The following is a 20105-nucleotide window of genomic DNA, read 5'->3' on the forward strand; positions in this document are numbered from 1 at the left end:
GCCTAAATTAAAGGCTCTTATTATATGCAAATGGAATAAACACTTCAAACTCCACGCCCTCAGCTTCTTTCTTTCTTGAGTAATCAGGCGTTTTTATAATTCGGCATTCATCACAAACAATATTTCTTCCATTATCATTCATATCGACCATTGAAAACGTGAAATCTTTTTTGCTTGCTGCCAAGTCCATTATGAAATTAATATGAGGACTTGTAGACATTAAAGGCAATTTTGCTTTTGCTGTCTCATCATGATTGATTGTATAATGCACGCTTCCATCTACTCCAACCTTTGGAATGACATTATCCTCATTTTTTTCCACTGTGATTTTTGCATCATCTGAAAAACCTGTTAAATAAACTCCGTCTATTTGCACTATGACTTTTTCAGGGTCATAAGTATATGTCTTTTTTTCAGCCATTATTTATCCTCCTCATTAACTGTGTCATAGGTCAAAATACCGCTGATTTGTCCTGTATGAATAGCACCTTGCAATAAAGCAGTCCAAACAACATAGTCATACTTTCTAAGAGCCACTTCATTTGAAGGCACATCTTGTCTAAGCCTATAGTCAACTTTGTATTGTCCTTCTTCAACTATGCCTTGATCTACTGCTCTTGATAGTATTTTTTCAGTTTCTCCAACAATCATTCCTATACCTTTATTGGTATATGGAATCTTGTCTTCAACAAGTGCCAATCTTTGCAATGCTTCTTCAAGTCTAAACCTAATCCAATATTCACCTAATACTACATCAATATATTCTCCACTTAACATCTTTCCCTCAGTTGTTTGTAAAACTCCTAATTTTTCAATGTAGGTAAATATATTATTCTTTTCAAGTTCTGCCAAATCAGTTCTTGAAATTTCACATTCTTTTACACCTTGAATTGTCTTAAATTTTGCGGTTTTACCACCTATTTTATAAGACATGATAACTGTCAAGGCTTCGGCTGCATAAGATTCGGCGTCTGTATGATACATCACAAAGGTATTATCAAATACTTCTTTTTCTAATGCTTTTGCATCTTCAATTTTATTAACTGTTACTGCATAAACTTTATTCTCAACTTGGCAGAGTTGAGAAATCCCCTTGATTGTTTCTACGCTATTATCTATACAAGTTACAAAAAAGAAGTCGCTATTTTCTTCAAGGACTTTTTTAAATCCTGCTACTGCGTCTCCTTTCTTGCCTACTATTGCCACCTCTTGTGGCTGAGGTTTTTGCATAAATAATCTACTTGCCAATTTGTAAGCCTTAGAGTTGGCGTCTAAATCTTTTACATCTTCGGCTTCAATATATTTTAAATCATAGTCATTTTCTGTATCTAAGATAAGGATAGTTCCAAATCCACGCTCAGAAACGCCTACTGTTTTTCTCTGAATATTTACAGGAAAATCTAATATCATTTGTTATCTCCTTTTTTAATCTTGTAAGTCTCTATGGTTTCTGTCCGTCTTTCTATGCTATGGACATATCTTATACGAACATCAAAACCATATCTGTATTCATAGTTGTCAACATTTAAAATAGTCCTATCTTGAATGTCTGTTATATCAACAACAATGTAGTTCTCTTTTTCTAACTTCAAGCGGCCAGCAAATTTAAAAAAGCCAAAGGCATCCATGGCAACATTAGATGCAGTAGTATTGTCTTTGCCATAGGCATTTACAGATATAACTGCATTTGGCTGAGTTTCAAGTCTTTCAAGATAGTCATATTTAAACCTCTCATCAAGACTCTTTACAAAATCAGCTGAATAATTACCAGCTTCACCTGCATCCTGCCTAATTGTAATGGCCTTAATCGAATAAAATGGATAATCAGGCTTCTCTGTAATGTTGTCAGTATCAACCACAATTCTTTTCGTGTGGTCAAATAATTCATCTTTAATTAATTGAATTAAATTATCCATCTACATCTGTCCTCTCCAAGTAATAAATAACAAGGTCTTTGTCAAAATCTGAATAATCCTGACAGGATAATATCTTGTAATTTCTTTTGCTGCCGTCATCCATAACATTAATGACAATATCGCCTTTTTCAAATTTCTTGTAGCAATAGAGCTTTCTATTGTCATGGTTAAAAGTGCCGCCTGCATCAAATCTAAGCTCATCATTAGACATGGGAACAATAGCAAATAGATCGAGTTTAAAGATCTCTCCAGCCTCTGTCCATCTCCCATGATTGTCCGTATCATAAAAGCCTCTAACAGTCTTAATCATTACTTGGCCCGTCATATACTTATTAACAAGGGATCTAAAGTTAAATAATGTCATGTCTTTATCACCTCATAATCAATCGCATTTATCAATCTACCTGTGTCAATTAACGGCTTAGTCTTTGGCTTTTTACGCTCCAATGTAAGAGACGAATCAGGCTCAAAATCGCCTCGCCTAATATACTCTTTAATCGTGTTTACGCAAGCATTTCCGATTATCTGATAGAAGTCCTGCACGCTAATTTTCATATCTAAGACTGCGTTTAAATAATCATCAAACGTCCTAAACTTGCCTTTATTTTCGTCATAGCTCGAACGTATAAAGCTTCTTTCAGGTATTCTAATCTTTGTCGTATCTTTTTTAATGTTGATGCCGAACGCGCCTCTAAAATAGCCGCGCATCTTGTCAGTGACAGGTATATCGCAGCCATACTCATGTACATTGGCAATCATCAAAATCTCGCCCTCTGCACTTGATAAGATACCAATTCTAACCGCTGTTGATGATAATTCTTCCAGCACTCTTAATATCTTATCTACATTACTATTATCTTCTACCGTCATCGTAATACTTCTTCTTTTTATCCGACATAATAAACGGACGCCTATATGGATTTATCCACGTCAATATAAAATCAGGCAATCCCGACGAACCGCCAGTGGCACTGCCATTGCTATTAGCATAAGTAATGCTCATGTCAGCTATCTTTTCACTTGCAATGCCAAATTTCAATGGATCCATCTTAACTAAGTTTTCTAACGCAAGGGCAATACCGCTTGGATATGGTTCTTTAAAGCGTATATTGCAGTAGTCCTCAATCTGCATTAAATACAAGCCCTCAAGCCTCTTTTTTTCTTCAGCCTCTTTAAGCTTTCTTAGTTCTTCCTCCGTCATTCTTAGCACCTGCTTTCTTTGGCTCAGTCTTGACCTCTTCCAACCACTCACCGCCACGCTTCATAATCTCATCAAAGCGTTCAGGAGATAGCTCAAACGTATCTCCCACGCTTCTTAATTCATCAGCCTTTAAATCGTAGAACTCAACTAATACCCTTGCTTTCATAGTATCACCTATGCAGCAGGAGTAAGTTTTGCCTTGATTATAGCCTTTTTGTTCTTGTCTGGAATATATTTTCCATATTTAGCAGCGGATTGAATTGCAACGCCTGCAAAGTCTTCAGAGTCAAGCACTCTGTATACTTCAACGCCTACACCTGCAACTCCAACATTGTCAGCAGCAAAGTAGATTTGCTCACCTGCTTGGAAATACTCATCAGCAAGCTCAATAACATCAAATCCTTTAAATTTAAGGATTTCTTGTCTATCAACATCTGCTCCTGAATGCTTAGCAGTTGTAGCAAGCTTTGAGTCAACAATGATTGAATATACATCAGCATTGACATAAGCAGTCCAAGGAATATCATTTGTAACTTTGTTATTTACAAACTTCTTGTGAGCATCATTAAATGCCTTAATAACATCATCTTCTTTAAGTGCTCCCGTAAGTGTTTCAGATGCATTATCTGAAATAGCCTTGCCAAGCAGCTTGTTTAATTCTTCTGTCCATGCTTCAGCATGAAGACCAGCTCTTTCTTGAATAACTTGATCTGCATTGTCATTGACAGTCATGTTGTCAACGCCCTCATGGATTGCAAGTGGAGCTTCGTATTTTACAGTAGCATCAACAGATTTGATTTCTTTTCTATTGCCGAATCTATTTGTTGATCCTGTACCAGTACCAAACCCAACATTCTCTCCAATATCATACTTTTGAATAACTACATCAGTATCAGAAATCTTAAGTTTCATAAATTCATCTGAATTAGTAATTCCATCCACCACTTGAAGATTGCCTCCAAAGGTATTTAAAAAGTGTTGTTTTTTCTTAAATACATCTTGTAATAAACCTGCATATTGTGCTGTAAAAATTTTAATAGCCATAAATCATTCTCCTTTTTATTTGTATTTGTCTTTTAATGCACTCCAAGCATCAGCTTTTACCTTTTGATTGGCCACGCTTGGAGTCTTGCCCTTTAAGCGTTCTTCAACGCCCTTTTGCACCTCAGCCTCGTAAACCTCTTTAAAAGCCTTAATGTTTTCATTGGTTGTTTCTGCATCAACGCCCATTAAGAAGTCTTTAAAAGCTATAGGGACATTTTCCTCACTTAGCCTATCTATAGTATCTCTTTCTAAGTACACACGATTAAGCTCAGCTTTAGTTTCTTCAAGTTCTTTTAATTGTTTGGCTTGAAGTTCTTTTTCTCTCTCTTCCTGCGTAAGTTTTGCAAGTCTGGCAGCTTCTTTCTTTTCTTCCGCAGCTTCCTTATCCCACTTCTCACGTGCTGTCTTAATAGCCTCAGTAACCCTTTTATCCGCTTCTGATTGCACCCTTGCTTTAAGCTCTTCCTCAGTGTAAGTTTTACTCTCAGCCTTTTCTTCTTTAGTATCAACCACCTTTTCAGCAGTTTCAGTCTTATTTTCTTGACCCTCTAAGTCCTCTGTCCTTACAGTTTCAATACCTGGCATTTTTAGCCCTCCTTTAAATTTTTATATTTAAAAAGCAGCCTTTTACAGCTACTTAATAAAACTATTTAATTGCAATAAAAAAGACACATCGCTGTGCCTTAATTAAATATTATTTAATTTAGAAAAAGCCTTTCCACCAAGGATTTTCTTTTTCAAATATTTCTCTTTCTTCTTTTGTTAAATTATCAGGATAGTCTCCATATAGGTTATATTCTTTTATTTTATCGAATGAAAATATTCTCACTCCTATATCATCTGGCGTATCTTTCCACCAAATAATATCATTTTCATTTTCTTTATACCATCTATTTTTCACTGCCATACATCCCTTTCTTTTGTTTGTCCGTAGCCGTGTTTATATAGCCCATTAAGTCTTTAAATTCCTTATTGTTTTTAAATGAATTGACTTCCATCTTTACAACCTCACTTGGTATCTTTATACCTAATATATCATTAACAGAAGACTTGCATCCAAATCTTTTTTTAAGTGTTTCTATCATCGTACCGAATCTCTCATTTTTAAAGTTTTGCCATCCGTTATTTTCAGCAAAGCATGACTGCAGCTCTAAGTAAAATACTCCTTCTTCAGTCCTCTTAACTATTGCTGCGTGCCTGCCCGTAGCTAAATAATATTCTTTTCCTAAATCTAAATTTAATAATATATCCTGTGTTCCAGACGTTTCTCTTTCTACATACTCTATACTACCTTTTATGTTTGGCAACTCCAGAATTTTATCAATATTAACAGGCGAACTAAACACAGCTCTACTTTGACCGCCTCTATAATCTGTAACGTCTAAGCCGTTTTTGTTTGCAGTATAAGCAAGCGCTAAAGAACTACATGACCCTTTTTCCGTCATATCTCCACCTGCAAGCTTTTTAATTATTTCATCATCGCTTAATGACTTTTCTAGCTTCTTTACTTCTAAATGCTTAACGTCTTTTAAATTATTTTTAATAAAAGTATATGCTTCGCTGTGTTTCTCTTCTTTTTTGTCCTTCTTTTCTTCTTGTTTATTTATACCCACATTTTCATCTTTTATATCGTTATTTTGAGTAGTTTTTTCAGTATTTTCTTCAGTATTTTCAGCTTTAACTAACTCAGTAACATACTCAACATAGCATCTGCAATTTATATCTTCCGCAGCAACACCAGTTTCTTTTGGATATTGACATTTTGCACCTGACGGCAATATAAAGTCCTCATCATAAGCTACTTTTACGCCTTCCATAGCTTGATGTGTATCTCTTACTGCCTCATCGCCCATAGTATGCCATATTTTAAATACCTGTACGTTTTCATTGCCTGCCAAGTCTTCAAACGCTTGATATTTACTATCTTCTAACACCCTTGCGCTCTCAGTCCTTGCAATACGCATAGTGTTTCCAATATCTTTACCAAAACGCTCTTTTAATTTTTTTGCCGTAGTAGTATAAGTATCGCCATTATCTAATCCTTGATGTATTATGCCGTGGACATCATATACAAAGTCATTGCCGTACTTTTTTATTCTATCAGTCCATATATGGCCTGCAACCTGCTTTTTAATGATGTTAGTAGCGTCTATTTTGCGTTTTACGGCTTCTATATTGTATTTTGATGTAATTGTATTAACAGCGCTATAAGATGCGTTTAAAATCGATTCTAACGTGTTCTGCACAGCTTTCTCATTGTCTTTATACATATTAGCCATAAGCTTTGCCGTATCTACGTCAAACTTTCTTAGTTCGTCCCTTGTAATCTTTACGCCGTCGTCTTCGCTCTCATAATCAGTATAAATCTTTTGAAGCTTATTTCTTAATCGTCTATACGCCGCTTCATAATCTTGTTTAGTGTCACGCTCACGCTTTTTAATAAGCTTTTCAACGCTTTTTTTAAGTTCCTCAAATGGATTATTCGCCATCTTCTAAGTCCTTATCTGCACTTTGCATAAATTCCTCGGCATACGCATCCTTTTCTTGTTCCTGTCTGTCGATTTCTTCCGCAACATCGTCAATATCTCTTAATTTTGAATAAGCATATGTCTTTGAAAGTCCAGCATTTAAAGCAGCTTGAACTGTTGTAATATTGTCTAATTCGTTATATGGCTTATTGTCATTGAATACTATGGATATATCTCTATAATCAAAGTCTTTTGCCCCTTTAATGTTTATGACGTTTAAAATTAACTTGATCCTTTGCTGCAAGGCGCTTTTAAACTTTCTTTGCTTTTGAGCTATAATCTGATCTGTCGCAAAGAGCTTGTATTTCATAGCTTCACCGCTGACATTGCCTGCAAAGTGCTCGTCATTCATGTTTGGTACTTTTGCAAACTTGTGAATATCAGCATCTAAGCGGTTCTTGTAATTTTCTAAAGCCGTATCATTTATATTTTTAATCAGCCACTCAGCAGATTGACCAGCTCCACCGCTCTTATCTAAGAGCAATACTCTATCCTCAATCATTCTGTTGACATCGCTGCTATCAGCTTGAGGCATACCAGCAAGCACCAGCAAGGCATCTGTAAATTCTTCAAAGTCATTGGCCGTGTCCGATTGAGCTAAGCTAATTGCATCTATCAATGGCAATACTCGTTCAAAATCTCCCAAGCCCTCGTTGTTGTTTTTAAATTCAACAACAGGGATCTCGCCAATAAGATTGGCCGTCTCTTCTAAAAGCTTTAGATTACCACCCTCAACCTTATATTCTTTGATGCTATCTTTTGTATATAAAGTAAGAGCCTTGTTTTTTGTTTCCTTGCCAATGGTTTCAGCATCAACATCAGGTCTGATATACATGCAAAATAAAGGCTCAGGCTTGATTTTGTTGTCATAAACCATGACAATATTTTCAGGATTAACCTCGTTAAAATTAACTTGGCCATTTTCGTCTAAATAAACAATCTCATAACCCTTGCCTTTAATACCACAAATCTTTGCAATTTCTGAGTTTTCATCTTGTTCATTATTTAAATCAAAGACCTCTTGCAAGCCCTGCATCATTTCCTTGTTTTCATCTGCCACAGTGTAGCTTATAGGCTTACCAACGAATAAGCCAAGTAATATATCAACAATATAGCTTGGATAATCAAGTGCTAACTTGTTATTAGCCTTGTAATCTTCCTTGCTTCTGTCATATATCTTAGCCTTGCCTCTGTAATAATCTTCAAGTGTAATATATCTCTCGCAGTCCTCATCATGCAACTTAATGAGTTTATTGATTAAGTCATCTGTGATTTCAGTTTCTACTGGAAGATAAAACTCTTTAGCAGGCTCCATATACTCTGTTATATAACTATCCACTTCTTAACCCCCTCTATAGCTTTAGCTTACGCTTAGACATAGTTTGTAAGCCTCTAGACTTTCTCCAAGGCTCCACCCCATATCTAAGTGCTGCTATAGCATCATCAAAAAAATTAACAGGCTCATCTAAATAAACTGATGCCCTGTCGTCGAATTTCCATTTCCATTGCCCTAACTCTTTGATAAGATTAACGCAAGATGGATGGATATATATATTTCTTTGTTTTAACCAGTTTATCTGATTATTGATATAAGTATAAGCTCCGCCTTTTTCCTTGATAACAGGCGCTGCTCTAAAGCCTTTCTTTCTAAACATCTGTATCCTGTCAGCTTCAGCACTATCGCAGTACATATTAACGCTGAGTGGAAAATCTTTTAAAGCTATGTCTATAATCTCGTCCGATGTCTTCTCGTAGCAGTAAAGCTCTTTAAGTACGTATATATCGCCATCTTTATATGCAAGTAATAATATAGCGTTCGCGTGATTATATCCAAAGTCTTGACCCATTGACAAGTACTCCCAATCGCCTATGTCTTGACTTATCTCTCGTACGTCCCAGTTATTAAATATAAGCCCGCCAACTTCGCCCCATTCGCCTAAGCCGTATATCTTATAGCCCTCTGGATCTCGTTCTTTTCTCATCATCATACGCCTATGATAAGCCTCGTCTATAAATCTGTTATCAAGATAAGTTGATGAGTTCGTGTATATATCATCGTTTACTACATCAAAATATTTAGCCTTTAGCCAATGAGTAGCACTTACAGGATTGAATGTGAAAGTAATCTGATAGTAAAGATTAGGATTATCAAGCTTACCTCTTAATCTGTCGTCTAATATATCAATGTCTGCTTCTTGCAATTCAGTTGCCTCCTCTACCCATATCCAAGTTAATTTACCAGTCTTAAAAGTGATTGACTTAACCTTTTCACGCTGCTTGTCGTCTTTCATGCCCCTGAATATTATTCTAGAGCCTGTAAGCTTACACTCCATTGATAAAGGCGATGATTTAATATCCCATACCCTATCAAAATGAGAGCCAAAGAGCATATATACCGCCTTTTGTAGCTCCGCAAAGGTAGAGTCCCTGTTACTTTCGTCAACCTTTCTGACTACAAGCAAGTTTGCACCCTTATATTTTGGATTAGATAACTTTTTAATATAATCAATGGCAATGTTTGTGGACTTGCCTGAACCAGCTGAGCCTTTTAAAACCCTATATCTCTTCGTGCAAGAATTAACATCTTTAAAGACTGGATTTAGGCCAATCTTGTTTATTATCTTAGTCGCCATAATCATCTTCAAAGATTATAGTCATATTGCTATCTAAATCGACCTTGTCAGTCCACATACCAAATCTCTTACCTATAAGCTCTGCCGCCTTAATTTTGTCGGAAGCAGTGAGCTCAATATTTGTAATCTTTTGAGCACCTTTTCCAACTCCAATTAATGTTTGTTGAGTCTCTTGTCCTCTTACTACTGAGGTTAAATATCTAAGCACTTCTCTTTGATCTGCAATAAGTTCTTCATCAAGTGCTTTCATCCTCTCTTCGATGTATTCCTTAACTTCTTGAGTATTAAAAAGACGGCTCGCTGCAGCAGCTGCCGTCTCCCTATTTTTAATTTTTTTATAAAATTTAAGATATGATTGAGTCTTGTTGCCAGTAATGATATAGTCATCGGCAACTTGCTTTTGTTTAATTGTTAATGCCATATTATTACCACCTTTCTTTGCACAATAAAAGAGACCTGCCTTAGCAAGCCTCTTAGGGGAGCGTTAAAATTGATTGAAATCCATAATTATGAACCCATTAACTATTACATTCTTTCATTTTACATATTAACACACAAAAATCGCACAAAACGCACAAAATTATTTGTTTTTTAGTAAATCATATATTCCTAATTCTTTCTTAGATTTTGATTTTTTTAATGCTCCACATAATTTATCAACATCTGAGAAATGTTTTTTTACATAATCATATCCTTTTGAATATTTTTTGTTTTTAGACTTGTAAAATTCACTTGCCTTAACTTTAGATTTACATTTTTGAAACTCTTCATATAAATTATCATAATTTATAAAAACAAATTCTATTTCATGAGCAGTATAAAAATTATAGACCTTCTTCTTATAAATTTTATCTAAATAAAATTTTTCTTTCTTAGAATCTAATATTCTAAATATTAATAATTCTTTTTCATAATCTAATTGTAAGAAATTTTCTATTAGCCTATTTCTTGTCATTCTTTTGTAGACTTTTTCTTCCAATAGAACTGTTCTATCGAAAATAAGCATATCATTATCTAATAGAATATCCATAATTGCACATTCAGCTTTACCTTCACAAATACAGAGTATATAAAAATCTTTGATATTTAAATCTATCAAATTAATACTATCTGACATTTAACACCTCGGATTTCATATAATCTTTAAAATGTTTTATGTTTTCATAGCTTGGTGCTGTTCCTTTTATATAATTAGAAAGTAAAATGTCGCTTTTTTTAAGATCATCTCTTTCGACTAAATCACTTAACAATTCAATTGTCGCTTTTTTTTCTTTATTTCGCCTTAAAACATATATGTTATCTGACCTATTCATAAAATCCATTAGTTCTGGATAATGTGTAGTAAAAACTATTGTCGCCCCATTTTTATTTATTGTTTTGTCCTTGAACAAATCAATAAATACTTTAACTAATTGCTTGTTTAGATGATTTTCTATTTCATCAACCAATAAATAACCTCCATACTTTAACACATCTAAAGTAATGTCAGCTAAACTATTACCCTTAATAGTTCCAGAAGATATTAATTCTCCCCATGCTAATCTATTTCCTGTTGAAAAAACTCCATTGGAGTTCTTAAATTTTAACATTACATTACTATCAATATCTTCATTTTCATGCTTTAAATAATCTATATTCTCATCAAATAAATTTAATACTTCTACAGGAACACTGTTTTTTACATTAAGAAAATTCAAATTGACACTGTTGATCATGTCTCGAACTAATACTCCATTATCTTTCGTTATAATGGCTATGATACTATCATCTTCTTTTAAAATCTGTTTCAATTGACTATCTAAATTTTCTCTTATCAAATCTGAATTATTATCATTTAATTCCTCTGATATAAATTTTTTTAAATCTACTTTAGACTTAATCTTTGATTTTGAAACGCTCTTTAAATATTCGTTTTTATATTTTATTTTTAATTCATTTCTAACATCTACATCTCTTTCTACAAAAGATGAAATTTTATGAAATGTATTATTTTGATAAAAAGTAACTTCATAACTAAAACTATCCATAGAGAAAAATAATAAATTTTTTATCTCATTCAAACTTTTATTATTTATAATAATCTCTAAGATAAAATGAATAATTTTTAATAAGGTAGTTTTACCTACAGCATTTAATCCTACTATAGATATAACATTATTAGAGTTTACACTTCTAGAAATAGTGCTTGTACCTTCTCTATCGAACACTTTGTCATTTGTAAAAAAATCAAAATTAATAATTTTATCAAAAATATTAACTTTATTGAATTTAATATTTAAAATTGCTAAATTATCCATAATTTCCTCCTCTATATTAATAATTATATCAGAGAAAATACAATAATCAAACGCTTTTTGCGTTTATTCCTTATCTTTAATTTGAATTATAGCCCTATTATGAATCATTCGTGCATAAGACTCGTTTGAACTTCCTAATTGTTTAGATATATATACCCAACTTTTACCTTCAATATATCTAAGTTGGAAAATTGTCCTTGTTCTTGAGTCCTCTATACCGTCAACAAACTTCTCTATATCAAGTCTTAGATTTTTACATTTTTTAATTCTTCTAAGAAGTCTAATTTTTAATCTACTGACGTACTTATCATCTTCAAGACCGAATATTTTAAGCTCGTAAGAATTGTATGGGAATTCTGTAGCAGAGGCCTTTACCTTGTCGAAAACTTCTCTTCGCCGTAAACCCTGTATTCTATTTTCTAATTCTTTTATTTCAAGGCACAAAGCCCTATACTGCTGTAACTGTTCCTTATTCACATCTACCTCCTGAGACAATAAATGTAATTCTCCCAAATTTCTATATAATATCCTCTACTTGTATAAAATTTTACAATTCTTACCTTATCTCTAAAACTTCTATAAGGGATTAACAGGCACCTTTGCATTCATCACATATCCTCTAAGATTACATAAACCTTATCAATGCCACCTTCTATTGTCTCAACTTTAAGTAAGCATTCATACTGGCCTTGATAAGTGCTACATAACACCTCATCTACTGTCATTTGTTCACCTCAATTTCTTCAACATTTATTTCACCGACACTTGCATCACCTAAGTGGTATATAGGGTCTATTGCTTTTTCAACCATTTCTTTCACATCTGTTTTAGACCAATCGTCATCTGCTTCAAAATTAAAAGATATTTTAAATTTTTTTGTTTTATTATTTTGAATTTCTTCGTCAAGTTTTTCATAAGTCTTTCCAAAAATATCAGCCTTACAAGGATAAAACTCTCCATTGACCCCTTTAATAATATAATCTCCCTCTGTCGCTTTCATACAACCTTCTAAAGTATCAACATAATACTCATTATCATGTGGGTTATACCTAAACTTATTGCAAAAATTTAACGCTCTACCTATATGTTCTTTTTCGTATTTTATTGCTTCAATTTCCACAGGCTTTTTTCTATACTTCATTTTCCACTCCTTTATTGAGTAAATCTTTAATGCAATAATCATTTACGATAGGGTTTAAAAGTTTTAAGTCAGTTAGTGCTGCTGTGTCTCCGCTGTGGTACCAGACATATGCTCTACGCTTGCCTTTTAGTTTTTTGATTTTTCCTACTTCAAACCCAAACGTACCTTCATATAAAACTAACTGTCCTTCTTTAAATCCCTCTATTCCTTCGTTTAAATCCAGTCCTTCTACTCTAAACGGTCTATTGTTCATTCTTCCACCTCAATTAACATTTATTAACACTAAGTCTCTATAAAATCATATTTTTTACCATATTTTTTTAAAAATATTTTCTTCTTAATCTTGTAGACTTCAGTCCTAACCCCTTTAACGTCCTCAACTATGCAGGTCTTCTTCTCACAATCCCAGTACATGAAATCAGCTATATACTCAATTTTTCTTTGAGCCTTACCTTTGTACTTAAATTTATCTTGAAGTAAAAAATTAGGCTGTAGGCTTAAGTCTTTAATAACCCCTGCCCTTTCCATCAGCTTAAGCTCCTGGTATCTTGCAGCTTCTTTTTTACTGTCGAAGGCGATCCCGTCGACCTTTGTCTTTTTTGATCTATATTTCCTGTAAGTCGGCTTAATATTCATAATTCTCCACCTCGCTAATGTCTACGATCCTTACACTGTTTCCAGACATATCCAAAAGTTCTGCAAAGCATAGGAGTTTTCCATCAACATAACGATAAATTAAGGCACTGATGCATCTATATAGGGCCTGAGAGCCCTTTAAATTGCTTAGGCATCTTCCTGTATACCTAACTTTATTTTTAGCCTTTAAAGCCATCTGTGCACTTCTAACGTCCATTGTCCATCTCCTCTAAAAGCTTATCTGTCTTAGCCTTTCCAATTTCCTCAAGTTCTGCGTTTGTATACTTATCAGTTGTCGGATTGTATGAATTTTTATTTTTATTTTTCTTAAAATTCCTATAATAGCCTGAAACTATCTTTGCCAAAAAAGAATCTGATGACCTTGATAAATCTAAATTCTCTTGCAGCCAAGCACTTTTTGAAACTTCATCATAAAGTTTTTTCAAATCCCACTTTTTTTGGATTTGAGAGAGAATAAAAGCATTTGGCTTAGAATTTAAGAGCACAGTAAATTTAGGTAAAAGAGAATTAATGCTATATATCTCTCTCCTTTCCTTTTCTTTACTTTCCTTTCCTTTCCTTTGTGTACTTTTGTATACATTAACTGAGTTATTGTATACATTAACTGAGTTATTGTTAACATTAATTAAATTATAGATATTTTTTATCTCAGTGTTCTTACGTCTTGATGTTGCTTCAAGATATCTTTTTTGTGTTCCTGCAGATGTTAGGATTTTATATTTTTTAAATAAATCTGCGTTAAAAAAATCTACATCTATAGTCTTTGTTACGACCTCTTGTACTAACGATTCTTTAACCCCAACTTCGTCAGAAATTAAAAACCGAACATCTTCGTCCCACCTCATGTAGTACCCGTCATCTCGATAGATAGTACATAGCAGGCTGATGAGTACAGCAATAGATTGCGGCCCACAAGCTATTAGAATTTTTCTAATCTTTATATCTTTTAAAAAATTTATATCAAGTGGAAAATAATCAATTCCGTCTTTTAGCGGTCTTGCCATTATTTTCTCCCTTCTATTAATTAATTAACTTTCAAATGGTAAGGCATTTTCAGTATTGCCTATAGGAAGATTCTTTAAATCTTCTATCTCTTTACAAATTTTTTCGTAATCTATTTTTTTAACCTCGTCAGATTTTTTATATCCATACTTTGCAATTACAGCCTTGCAAAGGTCGCTATCTCCGTCAGAAATTGCATACATTCTTTTAGCTTGAGCCTTAGTTATTGTTCCGTCTTGGTCTGTGTAGGTCCTTTGATAATTGCTTGCTTGATTTCCATCTAAGTCCATATCTTCAATATCTTGAGTAAATACATCAGATAAAGAACCTACTAATAAAGCAGCATCAACGAGTGCTCTCTTTTTTGCCATCTTTAAAACCGTATTGTCTAAAGTGTATGGATCGCCCTTTAAATATTTAGATTCCCTTGTATTTGCAGATCCAATTCCTTCCGTGATTACAAAGCCATCTTTTTTAAGCTGGCACTTGATCTGATATTGGAAAAAACCCTGGTCAAAATCTCTTGTAGATTCTAAAATTTCAAATTCTGAAGTAAGACCCAATAGCATTATTATTTTTTCAGCACCAGGCTTGAGCATAGTAGGCTTTTTAGTTCCTGGTATAATTCCAAAATCATGATCTTGTCGGAATTGACTTTGCACTATTTCTTGAAACTGATTAATCTTAGTTAAAGTTGTATTAACTGCATTAGCATTAATATTTTCAATAATACTAAGACTGTCTACCTTTTTAACGTCCATTTGATTTGTTTCCATTCTTATCTCCTTTATCTAATTCTTAGACTTTCTGTTTGTACTAATTCAGCCGCATCTTTTAAAAGTCCTTCTTTTACAGCTTGCTTTAAATCATTTTTATTTATTTTTCTCTCTACAATCCAATAATCTTCAGGTATTTTTCCTTCGTCAATAATTCTCAAGCTTGGAGCATTCTTTTGAATATTAAAACTAAATAGATCTGTTTTAAATTTCTTTTTATTCAAAGCCATCATATTGTCCTGCAGGTATTTTTTTAAATTATCGCATCTGCTCTCAATAGATTTTCTTTTTTTATAGAGCCTTTCTTCTTCTTTTTTTAAGCCTTCCTCATCTTTCTCAAGATCTTTTAAAATTTTTGCAATATTTTCTGCTTTAACTTCAATTTCATCATTAATATTTTCAAGATGTTTTTCCAGTTCTACATCTTCTATGTCTAAATCAAGTAAATTGTTATAAATTTCTGTTAATTCATAAAGTTTCATCAAATATCTCCTCACTTCTAAAAACCACTTCTTCAACCTTATCCAAATTCAAATTTATAGTCGCTCTTGGAAATCTTATTGTAAAAATCCTATGTCCTTGCCTTAGAGCGGCCAAAATATTGTCATAATCTTTTTCTTCAGGTAATACATACTCTTTGCCACTTGAAAGCTTAACTAAATAAACATTTCTCATATAGCAACCTCATAGAGAACCTCATCTTCAAGCTCATGGATTTCTTCAATAATTTCTTGCCTTTTCATTAAGAGATCATGGATTTCTTCGCTAAGTAAATAAAATTCCTCTTTCTTTTCTATTAATTTTTCGTTCATTTTTAACCTCCTTGTGTTATAATAGAGGCAAATAAATGTTTTTTTAATTATTTAAAGTCTTGTAGTTGGTAGCTGCAGGGCTTTTTTCATTTGCCTCTCTCATTATTAATCTCCCACAAACGCAAGCATTAAAATTAAAAGCACCATAAAAACTATGGCTTTTAACCCTACCCAAATTCCTTTATTAAAATCTATATATTTTCCATTCTCAAAAACTAATTTCATTTCTCGCCCCCTACATATTCCTCAAATTTTTTTCTAAAAATTATAAAACTTCTTCTTTTTCCGCTTATTGCATATCCCGCGCCAAATGGGAGCAATCCTCTTGCTAACCCCTCTCTTATAAAGGTTTCGGACTTGCCTAATTTTTTAGCGGCTTCTTTAACTGTCATTGTTGCTTCCATATTTTCTCCTTCGCAGCTGTACTCTTTTTCAAATTCAGCAGCTATTTTTGCTATTTCCTTCAATTCCTTTTTACTTACATATTCATGATTAATTATTACTTTCACTCTCCACCTCGCAATATCTTCACTACTTATCACCTTCCTTTTTAAATCTCAATTTTTAATCACCTTATATAGTATGCTTTTATATATTTTATTGATAAATGATACTATATGTTGTATAATTTAGTAAAATATATACAGAAGGAGGTGATTGTTATTGAGAAATTCTAAACAGACTTCCAAGAGAGCTGCTACTGCTGCTTCAAAAGTGCTACGTGACGGGCGCACTTCAAAGGCATCTAAAACAGCTGCAGCAAGTGCCCTTGTTCAAAGAGCATCAAGAAAAACTAAATAGCTAACCAATTGAGCAACTGAGCAAGATTAAGTCTTGCTCTTTTACATATTCATAAATATTGTGCAAGCATCTTCAAAACTTAACTCTAAAGCCTTGCAAATATCTTTTATGTCTCCTAGGTTTAGCTTTTCGCCGTCATTTGATATCTTTCTATATAGGGTGTTTTTATCCATTCCTATTTTTTTAGAAAGACTTGTCATATTTAGATTTTGTTCGGCAACCTTGCCTTTAAGTTTTAAAATGTTTAGCAATTTTAATCACCTTCCTTTTCCAATTATTCTGTTGCTTAGTACGTAACTTTATTTGCAAAAAAAATTTCCATTGGCTCTTTAATATCTAAGATTTCAATTAATTTATTGATCTCATCTGTATTAAATATCTCGTCTTTCATCCTTCTTCTTAGTGTATTTGGTGTTATACCTAGTTCTCTAGCTATATCTTGTTGTGTATATCCTTTTTCTATAAATAATCCCTTTAGCTTATTAATATTCAAAAAACCACCTCCATTTATTAATGTTTCTTACTGAGTAACTTTATAATACTATGCTTTTTGTTGCTTGTCAAGCGATTATTTTAACTTTTTACTAAATTTTTGTTGCTTTTAGAGTAATTTTTTGTTATTATAAATGAAAGAAAGGGGGATAAATAATGAATATTGGGGATAGAATTAAACAAAAAAGACTTGAAAACAAAATGACTTTAGAAGATTTGGGGAAAAGGGCAGATGTAAATAAAGCTACTATTCAAAGATATGAAAGTGGCAAAATTACAAATATTCCTTCGGATAGAATTGAAAGAATTTCAGAAGCCTTGGGTGTATCCCCTGCTTACCTCATGGGTTGGGAAGATAGCGTTGAAGTCTTAGGCTATGCGGACATAAGCTATCAATATCCATTTATTGAGTCAATAGCTGCGGGATCTCCATTGACTATTGAAGCAATCGTCAACGCTCCTACAATAACATTGCCTAATTATCTACTTGGAAAATATGCAAATAATAAAAACATAATGATAATGAAGGTCAATGGTTCTTCAATGGATCGGCTTTTCCCTGACGGGTCTCTAATTGCTGTATTAAGAAATCATGATGTAGAAAATCTTAATAATGGTGATATTGTAGTTTTTCAGCACGACTATGAATACTCCGTTAAGCATTTTTACAATTATTCGGATAAAATCGTCTTCCGTCCTAACTCCTCTAACGAAGTCTTTACAGATATAGTTTTTAAAAAAGATGATAGTTTAAATGTTGAAATAATCGGCAAAGTCGTTATGTATAATGTTGTTTTAGATTAATGAGGTGATATTATGAAAAAAGCTAACGGCTATGGGTCAGTTACAAAGTTGAGTGGAAATAGAAGAAAACCATTTATAGTAAGAGTAACTACCGGCTATACTGATACAGGACAAGAAATTAGAAAGATATTAGGATACTTCCAAACAAGGAAAGAAGCTGAAATATATCTCGCTAAATATAATGACAATCCTAACATTGGTAACAGCATAACCTTTGGTCAAGCTTATAAAATGTTTGAAGAAGCAAGATTTGATAAGATTTCAAGCTCCACTGTAGCAACATATAAATTTGCTTGGAAATATTGGGAGCCTTTAAAAGATAGAAATATTAGGGAAATTAAAAAAAGTGATCTTCAAAAAGTTTTAGATAACATTGAACTAAAATCATACTCATCAAAAAAACAAATGAAAACAGTAGCCATTCAAATTTATAAAATAGCAATGGAAAATGACTTTTGCGAAGTTAATCGTGGTGAAATGATTGAACTCCCACGAAAAAACAATTTGAATGATATAAAGATATTTAACGAAGAAGAAATTGAAATTTTGTGGAGAAATAAATTCAAAGATTGGGTGGACTCAATTTTATTTATGCTTTATACAGGAGACAGGGTCGGTGAAATGTTAACCTTAACTAAAGATAAGATAGATATGAAAGAAAAAATAATCAAATGGGGAAATAAGACCCAAGCTGGTAAAAATAAAATAACTCCAATACATCCAGCATTATTCCCGTTTATATTAAAACGCTATAATTCTTCAAGATCATACCTATTTGAAAAAGAAGGACAAAAAATAAGCACTGATTATTATAGAAAATACATTTACTATCCACTTTTAGAAGATTTAGAACTACCTAAATTAAGACCACATTCTTGTAGACATTATTTTGCAAATTTATGTAATAAATACATTTCAAATAAAGATTCAATAAGTAGACTAATGGGGCACGAAGATTATTCATTAACTTCAAACGTTTATACCTCTACTGATATAGAATTATTAAGAAAATCTATAAACAATATTCCAATTGGTAGTTATATAGATAAAGCAATTAATAAATAACGTAGTTACCAATGCGTTACCAACGTGTTACCAATGCGTTACCAACGTGTTACCAACCGTCTAAATTTTAGGGTATTTTATAAGAAATATCGTAAAAATAAAATAAACGTTAGAATGTTTAAATTCCAACGTTTTGATTGGCGCGCCTTAGAGGATTCGAACCCCCGGCCTTTTGATCCGTAGTCAAACGCTCTATCCAGCTGAGCTAAAGGCGCATACAAAAAAATGGAGCGGATGACGAGATTCGAACTCGCGACCCTCGCCTTGGCAAGGCGATGCTCTACCACTGAGCCACATCCGCATAAGTAATTTTATTTTATTGTTTAATTTTTATTGGTGGAGGAGAGTGGATTTGAACCACTGAAAGCGATGCTAACGGATTTACAGTCCGTCCCCTTTGGCCAACTTGGGTACTCCTCCATATGAAAAAATAATGGAGCTGGTGGGAGGACTTGAACCCCTAACCTACTGATTACAAGTCAGTTGCTCTACCAATTGAGCTACACCAGCAAGTTCCATTCTCTTTTCTTTGGCGACCTGGATCGGGCTCGAACCGACGACCTCCAGCGTGACAGGCTGGCATTCTAACCAGCTGAACTACCAGGCCATTTTGGTGGACACAATAGGGCTCGAACCTATGACCCCCTGCTTGTAAGGCAGATGCTCTCCCAACTGAGCTATGCGTCCTTATTTGGTGACCCTGTCGGGAATCGAACCCGAGATACCACCGTGAAAGGGTGGTGTCTTAACCGCTTGACCACAGGGCCTTATGGTAGCGGCGAAGAGATTTGAACTCCTGACACTTCGGGTATGAACCGAATGCTCTAGCCATCTGAGCTACGCCGCCTTATTAAAAAAATGGTAGCGGGAGAAGGATTCGAACCTTCGACCTTCGGGTTATGAGCCCGACGAGCTACCAAACTGCTCCATCCCGCG

The 20105-nt window shown here is 33.6% G+C and carries 31 protein-coding genes and 9 tRNA genes; 2 read left to right on the plus strand and 38 right to left on the minus strand.

Going from position 1 to position 20105, the window contains the following annotated elements; translation table 11 throughout:
- Positions 1 to 7: 7 nt before the first annotated feature.
- The 29 genes from HMPREF1253_RS00650 to HMPREF1253_RS00785 form a co-directional block, all read right to left on the minus strand.
- Entirely contained in the window at positions 8 to 421 is a 414-nt protein-coding gene (locus tag HMPREF1253_RS00650) for a hypothetical protein (RefSeq protein ID WP_023054781.1), read from the minus strand.
- Positions 421 to 1410 (minus strand): DUF3383 family protein, encoded by a 990-nt coding sequence (locus HMPREF1253_RS00655; protein ID WP_023054836.1) that lies wholly within the window; start codon positions 1408 to 1410, stop codon positions 421 to 423. The genes HMPREF1253_RS00650 and HMPREF1253_RS00655 overlap by 1 nt, the downstream gene beginning before the upstream one ends.
- Positions 1407 to 1859: a hypothetical protein gene (locus HMPREF1253_RS00660; RefSeq protein ID WP_155803712.1), complete on the minus strand. Its 453-nt coding sequence runs from the start codon at positions 1857 to 1859 to the stop codon at positions 1407 to 1409. Before HMPREF1253_RS00660 ends, HMPREF1253_RS00655 begins: the two co-directional genes overlap by 4 nt.
- Positions 1860 to 1908: 49 nt before the next feature.
- Positions 1909 to 2280 (minus strand): hypothetical protein, encoded by a 372-nt coding sequence (locus HMPREF1253_RS00665; protein WP_036738991.1) that lies wholly within the window; start codon positions 2278 to 2280, stop codon positions 1909 to 1911.
- Positions 2277 to 2786: a hypothetical protein gene (locus tag HMPREF1253_RS00670; protein ID WP_023054848.1), complete on the minus strand. Its 510-nt coding sequence runs from the start codon at positions 2784 to 2786 to the stop codon at positions 2277 to 2279. Before HMPREF1253_RS00670 ends, HMPREF1253_RS00665 begins: the two co-directional genes overlap by 4 nt.
- Positions 2770 to 3117 carry a hypothetical protein gene (locus HMPREF1253_RS00675; protein WP_023054868.1) on the minus strand — a complete coding sequence of 116 codons (348 nt, stop codon included), beginning with the start codon at positions 3115 to 3117 and terminating at the stop codon, positions 2770 to 2772. The genes HMPREF1253_RS00670 and HMPREF1253_RS00675 overlap by 17 nt, the downstream gene beginning before the upstream one ends.
- Complete coding sequence (locus tag HMPREF1253_RS00680; RefSeq protein WP_023054825.1) at positions 3089 to 3283, minus strand: hypothetical protein; 195 nt, start codon at positions 3281 to 3283, stop codon at positions 3089 to 3091. Before HMPREF1253_RS00680 ends, HMPREF1253_RS00675 begins: the two co-directional genes overlap by 29 nt.
- A gap of 8 nt (positions 3284 to 3291) precedes the next feature.
- Positions 3292 to 4161 (minus strand): hypothetical protein, encoded by an 870-nt coding sequence (locus HMPREF1253_RS00685; protein ID WP_023054814.1) that lies wholly within the window; start codon positions 4159 to 4161, stop codon positions 3292 to 3294.
- 15 nt (positions 4162 to 4176) lie between these two features.
- A complete protein-coding gene (locus HMPREF1253_RS00690) occupies positions 4177 to 4746 on the minus strand; it encodes a DUF4355 domain-containing protein (RefSeq protein ID WP_023054805.1) in 570 nt (189 codons plus the stop codon).
- A gap of 118 nt (positions 4747 to 4864) precedes the next feature.
- Positions 4865 to 5068 carry a hypothetical protein gene (locus tag HMPREF1253_RS00695; RefSeq protein WP_036738994.1) on the minus strand — a complete coding sequence of 68 codons (204 nt, stop codon included), beginning with the start codon at positions 5066 to 5068 and terminating at the stop codon, positions 4865 to 4867.
- Positions 5052 to 6650, minus strand: a complete 1599-nt coding sequence (locus HMPREF1253_RS09535) for a protein F-like protein (RefSeq protein ID WP_023054784.1) — start codon at positions 6648 to 6650, stop codon at positions 5052 to 5054. Before HMPREF1253_RS09535 ends, HMPREF1253_RS00695 begins: the two co-directional genes overlap by 17 nt.
- Positions 6640 to 8028 carry a phage portal protein gene (locus tag HMPREF1253_RS00705; protein ID WP_023054802.1) on the minus strand — a complete coding sequence of 463 codons (1389 nt, stop codon included), beginning with the start codon at positions 8026 to 8028 and terminating at the stop codon, positions 6640 to 6642. Before HMPREF1253_RS00705 ends, HMPREF1253_RS09535 begins: the two co-directional genes overlap by 11 nt.
- 13 nt (positions 8029 to 8041) lie before the next feature.
- The gene (locus tag HMPREF1253_RS00710) at positions 8042 to 9322 is read right to left on the minus strand and encodes a PBSX family phage terminase large subunit (RefSeq protein ID WP_023054777.1); all 1281 of its coding nucleotides are present in this window, start codon (positions 9320 to 9322) and stop codon (positions 8042 to 8044) included.
- Positions 9312 to 9743 (minus strand): terminase small subunit, encoded by a 432-nt coding sequence (locus HMPREF1253_RS00715; protein WP_023054773.1) that lies wholly within the window; start codon positions 9741 to 9743, stop codon positions 9312 to 9314. Before HMPREF1253_RS00715 ends, HMPREF1253_RS00710 begins: the two co-directional genes overlap by 11 nt.
- A 159-nt stretch (positions 9744 to 9902) precedes the next feature.
- Entirely contained in the window at positions 9903 to 10439 is a 537-nt protein-coding gene (locus tag HMPREF1253_RS00720; RefSeq protein WP_023054772.1) for a hypothetical protein, read from the minus strand.
- On the minus strand, positions 10429 to 11619 hold the full coding sequence (locus HMPREF1253_RS09540) for an ATP/GTP-binding protein (protein ID WP_023054845.1): 1191 nt from the start codon (positions 11617 to 11619) through the stop codon (positions 10429 to 10431). Before HMPREF1253_RS09540 ends, HMPREF1253_RS00720 begins: the two co-directional genes overlap by 11 nt.
- Positions 11620 to 11682: 63 nt before the next feature.
- A complete protein-coding gene (locus tag HMPREF1253_RS00730) occupies positions 11683 to 12096 on the minus strand; it encodes a hypothetical protein (protein ID WP_023054791.1) in 414 nt (137 codons plus the stop codon).
- A gap of 244 nt (positions 12097 to 12340) precedes the next feature.
- The gene (locus HMPREF1253_RS10205) at positions 12341 to 12760 is read right to left on the minus strand and encodes a hypothetical protein (RefSeq protein ID WP_023054835.1); all 420 of its coding nucleotides are present in this window, start codon (positions 12758 to 12760) and stop codon (positions 12341 to 12343) included.
- Positions 12750 to 13013, minus strand: a complete 264-nt coding sequence (locus HMPREF1253_RS00740) for a hypothetical protein (RefSeq protein ID WP_023054842.1) — start codon at positions 13011 to 13013, stop codon at positions 12750 to 12752. The genes HMPREF1253_RS10205 and HMPREF1253_RS00740 overlap by 11 nt, the downstream gene beginning before the upstream one ends.
- 29 nt (positions 13014 to 13042) lie before the next feature.
- Positions 13043 to 13396, minus strand: coding sequence for a DUF1064 domain-containing protein (locus HMPREF1253_RS00745; RefSeq protein ID WP_023054864.1), 354 nt, complete (start codon positions 13394 to 13396; stop codon positions 13043 to 13045).
- Positions 13386 to 13613, minus strand: a complete 228-nt coding sequence (locus HMPREF1253_RS00750) for a hypothetical protein (RefSeq protein ID WP_023054857.1) — start codon at positions 13611 to 13613, stop codon at positions 13386 to 13388. Before HMPREF1253_RS00750 ends, HMPREF1253_RS00745 begins: the two co-directional genes overlap by 11 nt.
- Positions 13603 to 14421 (minus strand): DUF4373 domain-containing protein, encoded by an 819-nt coding sequence (locus HMPREF1253_RS00755; RefSeq protein ID WP_023054874.1) that lies wholly within the window; start codon positions 14419 to 14421, stop codon positions 13603 to 13605. Before HMPREF1253_RS00755 ends, HMPREF1253_RS00750 begins: the two co-directional genes overlap by 11 nt.
- A 24-nt stretch (positions 14422 to 14445) precedes the next feature.
- The gene (locus HMPREF1253_RS00760) at positions 14446 to 15195 is read right to left on the minus strand and encodes a hypothetical protein (protein WP_023054844.1); all 750 of its coding nucleotides are present in this window, start codon (positions 15193 to 15195) and stop codon (positions 14446 to 14448) included.
- Positions 15196 to 15206: 11 nt separating this feature from the next.
- Entirely contained in the window at positions 15207 to 15677 is a 471-nt protein-coding gene (locus HMPREF1253_RS00765) for a siphovirus Gp157 family protein (protein WP_023054866.1), read from the minus strand.
- Positions 15664 to 15870 (minus strand): hypothetical protein, encoded by a 207-nt coding sequence (locus tag HMPREF1253_RS00770; protein WP_023054774.1) that lies wholly within the window; start codon positions 15868 to 15870, stop codon positions 15664 to 15666. The genes HMPREF1253_RS00765 and HMPREF1253_RS00770 overlap by 14 nt, the downstream gene beginning before the upstream one ends.
- Positions 15867 to 16007, minus strand: a complete 141-nt coding sequence (locus tag HMPREF1253_RS10010) for a hypothetical protein (RefSeq protein WP_023054818.1) — start codon at positions 16005 to 16007, stop codon at positions 15867 to 15869. Before HMPREF1253_RS10010 ends, HMPREF1253_RS00770 begins: the two co-directional genes overlap by 4 nt.
- A 221-nt stretch (positions 16008 to 16228) precedes the next feature.
- Positions 16229 to 16516, minus strand: a complete 288-nt coding sequence (locus HMPREF1253_RS10325) for a hypothetical protein (RefSeq protein ID WP_023054797.1) — start codon at positions 16514 to 16516, stop codon at positions 16229 to 16231.
- Positions 16517 to 16849: 333 nt separating this feature from the next.
- Positions 16850 to 17059, minus strand: a complete 210-nt coding sequence (locus tag HMPREF1253_RS00780) for a helix-turn-helix transcriptional regulator (protein ID WP_023054780.1) — start codon at positions 17057 to 17059, stop codon at positions 16850 to 16852.
- A 35-nt stretch (positions 17060 to 17094) separates the two neighbouring features.
- Complete coding sequence (locus HMPREF1253_RS00785) at positions 17095 to 17301, minus strand: helix-turn-helix transcriptional regulator (RefSeq protein WP_023054799.1); 207 nt, start codon at positions 17299 to 17301, stop codon at positions 17095 to 17097.
- A gap of 155 nt (positions 17302 to 17456) precedes the next feature.
- On the opposite strand from HMPREF1253_RS00785, the gene HMPREF1253_RS10185 reads away from it, so the two are divergent.
- Positions 17457 to 18104 carry a LexA family transcriptional regulator gene (locus HMPREF1253_RS10185; protein ID WP_023054872.1) on the plus strand — a complete coding sequence of 216 codons (648 nt, stop codon included), beginning with the start codon at positions 17457 to 17459 and terminating at the stop codon, positions 18102 to 18104.
- Positions 18105 to 18116: 12 nt separating this feature from the next.
- Positions 18117 to 19169: a tyrosine-type recombinase/integrase gene (locus tag HMPREF1253_RS00795; protein WP_023054839.1), complete on the plus strand. Its 1053-nt coding sequence runs from the start codon at positions 18117 to 18119 to the stop codon at positions 19167 to 19169.
- A 138-nt stretch (positions 19170 to 19307) separates the two neighbouring features.
- On the opposite strand, the gene HMPREF1253_RS00800 is transcribed toward HMPREF1253_RS00795, so the two are convergent.
- From HMPREF1253_RS00800 to HMPREF1253_RS00840, 9 genes are all read right to left on the minus strand, one after another.
- Positions 19308 to 19384 (minus strand) — tRNA-Arg (locus HMPREF1253_RS00800).
- An 11-nt stretch (positions 19385 to 19395) separates the two neighbouring features.
- Positions 19396 to 19470 (minus strand) — tRNA-Gly (locus HMPREF1253_RS00805).
- A 33-nt stretch (positions 19471 to 19503) separates the two neighbouring features.
- A tRNA-Tyr gene (locus HMPREF1253_RS00810) sits at positions 19504 to 19589 on the minus strand.
- A 14-nt stretch (positions 19590 to 19603) separates the two neighbouring features.
- Positions 19604 to 19679: transfer RNA gene (locus HMPREF1253_RS00815), tRNA-Thr, on the minus strand.
- A 20-nt stretch (positions 19680 to 19699) separates the two neighbouring features.
- Positions 19700 to 19776 (minus strand) — tRNA-Asp (locus HMPREF1253_RS00820).
- A 4-nt stretch (positions 19777 to 19780) separates the two neighbouring features.
- Positions 19781 to 19856, minus strand: a tRNA-Val gene (locus HMPREF1253_RS00825).
- Between the two features lie 5 nt (positions 19857 to 19861).
- Positions 19862 to 19936: transfer RNA gene (locus tag HMPREF1253_RS00830), tRNA-Glu, on the minus strand.
- Positions 19937 to 19939: 3 nt separating this feature from the next.
- A tRNA-Met gene (locus HMPREF1253_RS00835) sits at positions 19940 to 20016 on the minus strand.
- A gap of 12 nt (positions 20017 to 20028) precedes the next feature.
- Positions 20029 to 20105: transfer RNA gene (locus HMPREF1253_RS00840), tRNA-Met, on the minus strand.

It is taken from the genome of Peptoniphilus sp. BV3C26, assembly GCF_000478985.1.
Taxonomy (GTDB): Bacteria; Bacillota; Clostridia; order Tissierellales; family Peptoniphilaceae; genus Peptoniphilus_B; species Peptoniphilus_B koenoeneniae.

Bases quoted from the DNA above. Each gene is read 5' to 3' on its own strand.
- HMPREF1253_RS00720 (WP_023054772.1), bottom strand. From the start codon at position 10,439: ATGTCAGATAGTATTAATTTGATAGATTTAAATATCAAAGATTTTTAT.
- HMPREF1253_RS00695 (WP_036738994.1), bottom strand. From the start codon at position 5,068: ATGGCAGTGAAAAATAGATGGTATAAAGAAAATGAAAATGATATTATT.
- HMPREF1253_RS10205 (WP_023054835.1), bottom strand. From the start codon at position 12,760: ATGAAGTATAGAAAAAAGCCTGTGGAAATTGAAGCAATAAAATACGAA.
- HMPREF1253_RS00770 (WP_023054774.1), bottom strand. From the start codon at position 15,870: ATGAGAAATGTTTATTTAGTTAAGCTTTCAAGTGGCAAAGAGTATGTA.
- HMPREF1253_RS00655 (WP_023054836.1), bottom strand. From the start codon at position 1,410: ATGATATTAGATTTTCCTGTAAATATTCAGAGAAAAACAGTAGGCGTT.
- HMPREF1253_RS09540 (WP_023054845.1), bottom strand. From the start codon at position 11,619: ATGGATAATTTAGCAATTTTAAATATTAAATTCAATAAAGTTAATATT.
- HMPREF1253_RS00675 (WP_023054868.1), bottom strand. From the start codon at position 3,117: ATGACGGAGGAAGAACTAAGAAAGCTTAAAGAGGCTGAAGAAAAAAAG.
- HMPREF1253_RS00650 (WP_023054781.1), bottom strand. From the start codon at position 421: ATGGCTGAAAAAAAGACATATACTTATGACCCTGAAAAAGTCATAGTG.
- HMPREF1253_RS00760 (WP_023054844.1), bottom strand. From the start codon at position 15,195: ATGGAAACAAATCAAATGGACGTTAAAAAGGTAGACAGTCTTAGTATT.
- HMPREF1253_RS00680 (WP_023054825.1), bottom strand. From the start codon at position 3,283: ATGAAAGCAAGGGTATTAGTTGAGTTCTACGATTTAAAGGCTGATGAA.
- HMPREF1253_RS10185 (WP_023054872.1), top strand. From the start codon at position 17,457: ATGAATATTGGGGATAGAATTAAACAAAAAAGACTTGAAAACAAAATG.
- HMPREF1253_RS00685 (WP_023054814.1), bottom strand. From the start codon at position 4,161: ATGGCTATTAAAATTTTTACAGCACAATATGCAGGTTTATTACAAGAT.
- HMPREF1253_RS10010 (WP_023054818.1), bottom strand. From the start codon at position 16,007: ATGAACGAAAAATTAATAGAAAAGAAAGAGGAATTTTATTTACTTAGC.
- HMPREF1253_RS00690 (WP_023054805.1), bottom strand. From the start codon at position 4,746: ATGCCAGGTATTGAAACTGTAAGGACAGAGGACTTAGAGGGTCAAGAA.
- HMPREF1253_RS00755 (WP_023054874.1), bottom strand. From the start codon at position 14,421: ATGGCAAGACCGCTAAAAGACGGAATTGATTATTTTCCACTTGATATA.
- HMPREF1253_RS00765 (WP_023054866.1), bottom strand. From the start codon at position 15,677: ATGAAACTTTATGAATTAACAGAAATTTATAACAATTTACTTGATTTA.
- HMPREF1253_RS00740 (WP_023054842.1), bottom strand. From the start codon at position 13,013: ATGAACAATAGACCGTTTAGAGTAGAAGGACTGGATTTAAACGAAGGA.
- HMPREF1253_RS00665 (WP_036738991.1), bottom strand. From the start codon at position 2,280: ATGACATTATTTAACTTTAGATCCCTTGTTAATAAGTATATGACGGGC.
- HMPREF1253_RS00795 (WP_023054839.1), top strand. From the start codon at position 18,117: ATGAAAAAAGCTAACGGCTATGGGTCAGTTACAAAGTTGAGTGGAAAT.
- HMPREF1253_RS00670 (WP_023054848.1), bottom strand. From the start codon at position 2,786: ATGACGGTAGAAGATAATAGTAATGTAGATAAGATATTAAGAGTGCTG.
- HMPREF1253_RS00715 (WP_023054773.1), bottom strand. From the start codon at position 9,743: ATGGCATTAACAATTAAACAAAAGCAAGTTGCCGATGACTATATCATT.
- HMPREF1253_RS09535 (WP_023054784.1), bottom strand. From the start codon at position 6,650: ATGGCGAATAATCCATTTGAGGAACTTAAAAAAAGCGTTGAAAAGCTT.
- HMPREF1253_RS00750 (WP_023054857.1), bottom strand. From the start codon at position 13,613: ATGGACGTTAGAAGTGCACAGATGGCTTTAAAGGCTAAAAATAAAGTT.
- HMPREF1253_RS00710 (WP_023054777.1), bottom strand. From the start codon at position 9,322: ATGGCGACTAAGATAATAAACAAGATTGGCCTAAATCCAGTCTTTAAA.
- HMPREF1253_RS00745 (WP_023054864.1), bottom strand. From the start codon at position 13,396: ATGAATATTAAGCCGACTTACAGGAAATATAGATCAAAAAAGACAAAG.